6 protein-coding genes and 3 tRNA genes (1 of these 9 running past the window's edge) are annotated in these 6,837 nt (G+C 48.8%); 8 read left to right on the top strand and 1 reads right to left on the bottom strand.

Annotated elements, in window-relative coordinates; all coding sequences use genetic code 11:
- The 3 genes from NST96_RS19560 to NST96_RS19550 form a co-directional block, all read left to right on the top strand.
- Nucleotides 1-13, top strand: a tRNA-Pro gene (locus NST96_RS19560) (it extends 64 nt beyond the left edge of the window).
- Nucleotides 14-21: 8 nt separating this feature from the next.
- Nucleotides 22-109: transfer RNA gene (locus NST96_RS19555), tRNA-Leu, on the top strand.
- 10 nt (nucleotides 110-119) lie between these two features.
- Nucleotides 120-193 (top strand) — tRNA-Gly (locus NST96_RS19550).
- Nucleotides 194-674: 481 nt separating this feature from the next.
- Here the strand turns inward: NST96_RS19550 and NST96_RS19545 are convergent.
- Nucleotides 675-1,805 (bottom strand): HAMP domain-containing sensor histidine kinase, encoded by a 1,131-nt coding sequence (locus NST96_RS19545; RefSeq protein ID WP_003386727.1) that lies wholly within the window; start codon nucleotides 1,803-1,805, stop codon nucleotides 675-677.
- Nucleotides 1,806-2,108: 303 nt separating this feature from the next.
- Here NST96_RS19545 and NST96_RS19540 point away from each other — a divergent pair, with 303 nt between their 5' ends.
- The 5 genes from NST96_RS19540 to ltrA all read left to right on the top strand — a co-directional run bounded on the left by NST96_RS19540 (nucleotide 2,109) and on the right by ltrA (nucleotide 6,755).
- Nucleotides 2,109-2,765: a TerC family protein gene (locus NST96_RS19540; protein ID WP_039070863.1), complete on the top strand. Its 657-nt coding sequence runs from the start codon at nucleotides 2,109-2,111 to the stop codon at nucleotides 2,763-2,765.
- A 99-nt stretch (nucleotides 2,766-2,864) separates the two neighbouring features.
- Nucleotides 2,865-3,452, top strand: coding sequence for a hypothetical protein (locus tag NST96_RS19535; RefSeq protein WP_003386724.1), 588 nt, complete (start codon nucleotides 2,865-2,867; stop codon nucleotides 3,450-3,452).
- Nucleotides 3,449-4,579 (top strand): glycosyltransferase, encoded by a 1,131-nt coding sequence (locus NST96_RS19530; protein ID WP_003386722.1) that lies wholly within the window; start codon nucleotides 3,449-3,451, stop codon nucleotides 4,577-4,579. Before NST96_RS19535 ends, NST96_RS19530 begins: the two co-directional genes overlap by 4 nt.
- Before the next feature lie 97 nt (nucleotides 4,580-4,676).
- Complete coding sequence (locus NST96_RS19525; protein ID WP_003386721.1) at nucleotides 4,677-4,883, top strand: alpha/beta-type small acid-soluble spore protein; 207 nt, start codon at nucleotides 4,677-4,679, stop codon at nucleotides 4,881-4,883.
- A gap of 606 nt (nucleotides 4,884-5,489) precedes the next feature.
- Nucleotides 5,490-6,755 carry a group II intron reverse transcriptase/maturase gene (ltrA, locus tag NST96_RS19520; protein ID WP_024985202.1) on the top strand — a complete coding sequence of 422 codons (1,266 nt, stop codon included), beginning with the start codon at nucleotides 5,490-5,492 and terminating at the stop codon, nucleotides 6,753-6,755.
- Nucleotides 6,756-6,837 lie beyond the last annotated feature (82 nt).

Below are 6,837 nucleotides of genomic sequence, written 5' to 3'. Positions count from 1 at the left end.
GTCTTCCCGACCATGATTTTTGCCGGGGTGGCGGAATTGGCAGACGCAACAGACTTAAAATCTGTCGGGAGTATCTCCCGTACCGGTTCGAGCCCGGTCCTCGGTACCATCGTTGTTATGCGGGTGTAGTTCAATGGTAGAACTCCAGCCTTCCAAGCTGGTCGCGTGGGTTCGATTCCCATCACCCGCTCCATCAGCTAGAAGAAACAGGCACTTACTTCAATAAGTGCCTGTTTTTTTATGCTCTCATTATAGATTGATACCTACCTGCGATTGAATTGAATTTATTAAAACCGGTAACCCGACCAATCTCTATATAAATGAGCTAAATAAGTCTTTTGGCCCAGATTTTTCGACCATCGACAATATGTGAGGAGTTCGACAAGGTCAATGGACTTTGTCGAAAGTTGTCTTAAGGTTTGGGTAGTAGAAACATATGTTTTCGTGTAGAGTAGGGTCTAGATCGCTTACTCGAAAGGTAAACGGATCTCTTGCCTCGCCCTCTGTCATCAGAGGGCATTTTTTCGCTTTCGATAAAAAGCACGTTGTCCACACGAGCACGTCTCTGTTGTAAAGGGGAGCAGCTGAGTCCAAAGCGATCTAAACAGCCCGAACATGACAAACAGGTGAGAATGAAAAAGCTTCTTTCGAGCAAACCTCGAAAGAAGCTTTGTTTATGCCAAAGGCAGTGTAACGATAAAACGGGTGGACTCGCGGGTAGATTCGCAGGAAATCGTTCCATTGTGCTTCTCGATGATGTTTTTGCAGATCGACAGACCAATCCCGGTTCCATTTTGTTTCGTCGTAAAAAAGGGCTGAAACAAGCTTTCCAGGATGTCTGGCGGAATCATTTCCCCGTTGTTTTCGACCGAAAGCTGTACCATGCCATTCTGACAAGCTGACTGAACCCGGATCATCTTTTCGGGTCTTCCCTGGACAGCGTCGATAGCATTGGTCAAAAGATTAACGACGACTTGCTTTAACCCTTCTTCATAGCAGCTCAGCATACAGGGCTCAATCTGTTTTTCAAACCCGATATTTTCAGCCAGAAGCCGAGGTGTAATGAGAAGCTCTACCTCGTATAGCAAATGCTCCACATCAACCGTCTTAAAGATTTCATCCAGGATTGGCTTCTTGGAAAAGCTGAGAAAACCGGTTATTTGCCGATGCAGGTTTTCAAATTCATGCATGACCACTTGGATATAGGACTGGAGCTTGTCCTGGTCGCGAGTCGATTCGGCGATCAGCTTCAAGAAGCCTTCGATGGCACACAACGGATTTCGGAGCTCATGTGCCATATTAGCAGCAATCTTGCCCAACATGGTCAATTTGTCGTTATGCAGGAAGGAGATCGTTTCTTCCTTTTTCACAAGCTCTTTATTAATCAGTTGTTCAAAATGGTAAACAGCCCAAAAAATGCTTTCATCCATGGCCTTCCCCAACTGCGTTTCGAGGTAAATCATGTGTTCAGTTGTCAGCGACCACTTGAGCAGCTCCGGCTTGATCACACGCCAAAAGACATTTCGATACAGCTGATAGGTGCGTAAGATCGACGAAAACGGGTACTCCTGGGAACGCAGCCATTCCCCCATTTCCAGACACCAGGTTTGCATATCCTCTTCGACATTTTCAACCAGATAACGTGCCAACAATACGGTACGCTTCTCCGCAAAATCGCGAGGGATCGTCAGCGGGGTTTCCATGCTCAAAACGATCTCCTGCAACCATAGCGTAGTGATGGTCGGCCCCATATCCAGAATTTTTTGTGAAACGTTTTGAAGGTTCAGAGAGACAGTTTCCACCATATCTTATCCCACCCCACTCATATCGTACGGAAGGATGTCCAGAAAAACAAGGTATATATCTCCTATATTGCGTTGAAAATTGTTTTTTTATGGAATTTTTGTTCAACAAAATCCGAGTATTCTCGTCTTTATTCGGGAATAGAAAAGCGCTCATGAGGGGGCATCTGGGAGCATAGAGTAAGAAGGACAACCGTAAATCGGAATCGTCGGGCGGGGGAAGGGCGAAAAAGAAGTCGGTTAGGGGAAGAGCAAATAGAAGTCGGTTAGGGGAAGGGCAAATAGAAGTGGGTAAGGGGAAGAGCGATGGAGGGGCAATTTTGGATTGGCTTGCTGCAAATTTTTCTCATCGATCTGGTACTCAGTAGTGACAATGCCGTTGTTATCGGGATGGCTTGCCGGGGGTTGCCGCCAACAGAGCGAAAAAAAGCCATTTACATAGGAACAATGGGAGCGATCGTGCTTCGTGTTCTGCTGACCGGGATGACGACCTGGATGCTGGACATCCCCTTGGTAAAAGTAGTAGGAGGAGTTCTGCTTTTGTGGATCGCCTGGAAGCTCATGTTTGGCGATCAGGAGGAACCGACGGAGGTGTCCTATAGCCAAAATGTCTCGCAGGCAGTCAAAACGATTATTCTGGCGGACTTTGTCATGAGTCTCGACAATGTGTTGGCGGTAGGCGGCGCTGCTGACGGAGACTTGCTCTTGATCTTGATGGGATTGGGTATGAGCATACCACTATTGATGTGGGGAAGCTCGCTGGTCGCGCGTTTGATTAACAGATTTCCCAGCTTGTCCCTGCTCGGCGGCGGGGTACTGGCGTACACGGCCACGGAGATGTGCCTGGAGGACCCTTACGTTTGGAAGCTTCTCAATCCGTTGCTTTTAAATCATGCGTGGATTCCATTTTTGGTTGCGGGCGGCATCGTCGCATTCGGGCGCTACTGGAGAACGACTGGCTGAATCAAGTCTTCCTCCGGCAGCAGCCCGGTGTTTTCTTCAAGCAGGATCGGGCATACTACGAATACAGAAATACACAGCTAGAAAGGAACCGATTTGGAGATGAACACGGGCATCTTGATCTTGTGGGGGATTTGGGACGAGCTTTATCAGCGCTGCACCAGGCTGCGATATATTGAAAAAGGCAACAATATCTTTCGCATTGTCCGCATGCGCTACCGTGGTGAACCGCTCGTCACCTCGGATAATCGCGTCATTTCAAAAGGCGATCTGATCTTAAAACTGCATATACACAATTACTACTTCGCGACCCTCAGCAAAGGCGTAAAAGATGACCTCAGAGTGGCTTTGCTGCTCAGGCAGCAAATCATGCGTTCACTGCCGCAGCTAGCCAGTTACCTCAATAATATGGAAGAGAGGGACGAGATCAAGGGAATCGTCGGAACAACAACCCTGAGCAAAGGGGTAACCCCTTTGGGCTTCTCCGTTTCCAATGTGCCGATGAGCTGGTTTTTTCGATACAAACGCTGGTACCTGAAGCTGATGATTCGATTTATTCATCCGGATGGAAAGAAAAGGATGAAAACATGGGATCAGGACGTCCCGTTAAAGCGGGTGTACATGTCCAAGGAAGAGCTGTTGCGAAGGTATCTCATGCAACAGCCCGAACGAGCAGGTGATACGGTATGAGCGCGAAGCGAATCTTGCTCGTTACCGAAGAATGGGCGGGAAGCGGTCACCGCATGGCCGCCGAAGCACTCGCTGAAGCTCTGATAGAGCTGCGGCCCACAGCTTATGTAAAAGTAGTGTCGGGCCTACAAACAGCAAGTCCGGCGTTGCGGGAAATCTCCCGCTTTTTTTATCTGCACATGCTCCGGTACAACCCCGGATTATGGCAAAAAATGCATCGCAACGACAAAAAGTGGGCGGCCGTGCTTAACAAACCGCTGGCAGTCTGGCTCTCCAGAAGAATGGTTCGGGAATTGATCGATCGGGAAAGACCTGATGTTGTCGTTGCTACGCATGCGTACTGCTTTTCCGCGCTCGCTGAAGCAAAGCGGAAAGGGGCCAAACCCTATCAGCTTGTTGGTGTTCCCACCGACTTTTGCGTCCATCGATTTTGGATTCATCCAGAGACGGATGCTTACGTAGTTGCCCATGAACAACTGGCCGATCCGATTCGGGCAGATCGTCGGCTTGAGAGAACACCTGTACTGGAGTATGGCATTCCGATCCGCCGCACTTTCCAGTCGTCTGCCCTCCAGGATAAAGCTTCCTGGAAAGATCAGCTTGGCCTGGGCCCCCAGCAGTTTACTGTGTTAATAAGCGGAGGTGAAGGGGGATATGGCTCGATGGAAGAGGTGATTCGCGTTTTGATGCGCGAGCCGGAGCCTCTCCAAATCGTCGTGATTACAGGAAAAAATCACTCTCTTCAGGAGAAATTGGTCAGGCTGACATCCTCATGTCCGCCTGTTCATAATGTCATCGTCAGAGGATATGAGCCCGAAATATGGAAATGGATGTCTGCTGCGGATGTGTTTCTTACCAAACCGGGTGGAATCAGCATCGCAGAAGCCCTTGCAGTCCAAACGCCCCTTGTCTTGTTTCAACCGCTGCCAGGTCAGGAATGGCGGAATTTGTCCTTTCTTCTCAAGCACGAAGCTGCTTTTTATGCACGTACGACAGATGAAATCAGCCAGATCGTACGGCAGCTTCGATACTCCCCTGCAGAAAGAAAGGATGTGAGCCAAAGAATGGCTTCCTTGAGCAAACCGGATTCGGCAGAGCAGATTGCGAAATATCTGCTCCAGCTATAACGCTATAAATTGCCAGTGAAAATCAAAGTGACAGAATGAATGAAAGAGGGGGTCAACAGACATATTAAGCTTACAACCAACGAGGAGGTGATTACAGATGGCAAACAACAACGGTGGTTCCCGTAACAACCTTCTGGTACCGCAAGCTAACCAAGCTCTGGATCAACTGAAGTACGAGATTGCTGCTGAGTTCGGTGTTCAACTGGGAGCAGACACCACTTCCCGTCAAAACGGTTCTGTTGGAGGAGAGATCACTAAGCGTCTCGTTTCCTTCGCTGAACAACAATTGGCTGGTCGTGCATAACCAAATAGGTTGAATGTCGGAAAGGCACCATAACGGTGTCTTTCCTTTTTGGTGCGCCCAGCATGGGCGATAGCTATAGGGTGAAAGTCCCGAACGGGGGTTGGCTGTACCAACCGTTAGCTCAAGGCAAGGGTGTCGACCGCGAGGTCGAATCTGAAGGAAGCCGGCGGCAAAATCCCGACCTGAGGTACACGAACCCAATTTGAGGCTGTTGTATCCGGGCGAGTCTGCCAAACAAGACAAAGCCCCATACAGCCAAGGGATACAGTAGTAAACTTGGGCAGGTACATGGGATGAAAGTTATCGTTCTTACCTGGGGAGGTCTGCATGAAACGCCTTCAACTGTTGGTAACCGTCTCCGTAAGGAGACGCTGAACATGCAGAAGTCAGCAGAGGCCATAGTACCCGAGTAGAGGACGCTTGAATGGGGAAGGGCCGAACATCAAGCCAGCATGCGATCCATGTCTTTTGATACGGTACGTCGAAGCAGAATTCTGTCAAGGAACTACTTTTGAAGAGCAGGGGTGAAGCCCCGAGGGTACAAAAGAGGGCTGAGTATCGTACAGCAAGCACGGAGTCCGCATGTGCGAAGGAAGGAACATCATTATGGATTTGCTGGAAAAAGTCTTATCACGGGAAAACTTACGGATGGCACTCCAACGAGTGGAGGAAAACAAAGGTGTCGGTGGAGTCGATGGTGTTTCAACCGAACAACTACGCGATTATCTACGTGAACACTGGCAAGCCATCCGCGAGAAGATGGAAAGGGGAACCTATAGACCTTCACCTGTTCGCAGAGTCGAAATCCCGAAACCTGACGGTGGTGTAAGGTTATTAGGCATTCCCACCGTGGTAGACCGCTTTATTCAGCAGGCCATCCTCCAAGTGTTAACGCCGATCTTCGACCCCACCTTCTCGGAATCTAGCTATGGGTTCCGTCCAAAACGTAGCGCTCACATGGCAGTAAGGAAAGCGCAAGCGTATATCTCCGAAGGATATCGTTTCGTGGTGGACATCGATCTAGAGAAATTCTTTGATCGCGTAAATCATGATATTCTAATGAGCCGTGTGGCTCGAAAAGTTCAGGACAAGAGAATTTTAAGACTGATTCGTTCCTACTTGAATGCGGGGATCATGATAAATGGCGTCTGTACAACATCAAGTGAAGGAACACCGCAAGGTGGGCCGTTAAGCCCACTTTTGGCAAATATCCTACTTGATGATTTGGACAAGGAACTCGAAAAGAGAGGCCACCGTTTCTGCCGCTACGCAGACGATTGTAATATCTACGTGAAAACAAAACGGGCAGGGGAACGAGTAAAGAAGAGTATTCAAAACCACTTGGAGAAGGTACTAAGGCTAAAAGTAAATGAGGAGAAAAGCGCGATAGACCGACCATGGAAACGAAAATTCTTGGGCTTTAGTTTTACCTTTGCAAAACAGACAAGGATTCGCATCCACCCCAAATCCCTCCTCAAGCTAAAAGAGAAAATCCGCACGATCACGAATCCGGTGTGGAGCATCTCGATGGAGAAGCGGATTGAAAGAATAAATCAGTACCTCATGGGCTGGATTGGATATTTCGCCCTTGCAGACGCGAAGGGCATTCTACAATCCATTGAGGAATGGACAAGGCGCAGGCTCCGTCTTTGTTTGTGGATGCAGTGGAAACGCGTGAGAACCAGATATCGAGAACTTCGTTCTCTTGGCATATCTCACGTAAAAGCCATTGAAATTGCAAATACCCGCAAGGGTGCATGGCGTACCACAAAGTCTCCGCATATACACAAAGCCCTCGGCATTGCCTACTGGCAACAACAAGGGCTGAAAAGCTTAGTGCAACGATATTCTCAAATTCGTCAAGCTTGGTGAACCGCCGTATACCGAACGGTACGTACGGTGGTGTGAGAGGACGGGGGTTAGTCGCCCCCTCCTACTCGATTTAGTATTTGTA

Source organism: Brevibacillus sp. FSL K6-2834 (genome assembly GCF_038592925.1).
GTDB classification, from domain to species: Bacteria; Bacillota; Bacilli; order Brevibacillales; family Brevibacillaceae; genus Brevibacillus; species Brevibacillus borstelensis.
The sequence above is the reverse complement of the archived record's forward strand: the minus strand, read 5'-3'. Positions and strand labels throughout refer to the sequence as shown.

Coding starts and splice junctions, on each gene's coding strand:
- ltrA (WP_024985202.1), top strand. CDS start 5,490: ATGGATTTGCTGGAAAAAGTCTTATCACGGGAAAACTTACGGATGGCA.
- NST96_RS19540 (WP_039070863.1), top strand. CDS start 2,109: ATGGAGGGGCAATTTTGGATTGGCTTGCTGCAAATTTTTCTCATCGAT.
- NST96_RS19525 (WP_003386721.1), top strand. CDS start 4,677: ATGGCAAACAACAACGGTGGTTCCCGTAACAACCTTCTGGTACCGCAA.
- NST96_RS19530 (WP_003386722.1), top strand. CDS start 3,449: ATGAGCGCGAAGCGAATCTTGCTCGTTACCGAAGAATGGGCGGGAAGC.
- NST96_RS19535 (WP_003386724.1), top strand. CDS start 2,865: ATGAACACGGGCATCTTGATCTTGTGGGGGATTTGGGACGAGCTTTAT.
- NST96_RS19545 (WP_003386727.1), bottom strand. CDS start 1,805: ATGGTGGAAACTGTCTCTCTGAACCTTCAAAACGTTTCACAAAAAATT.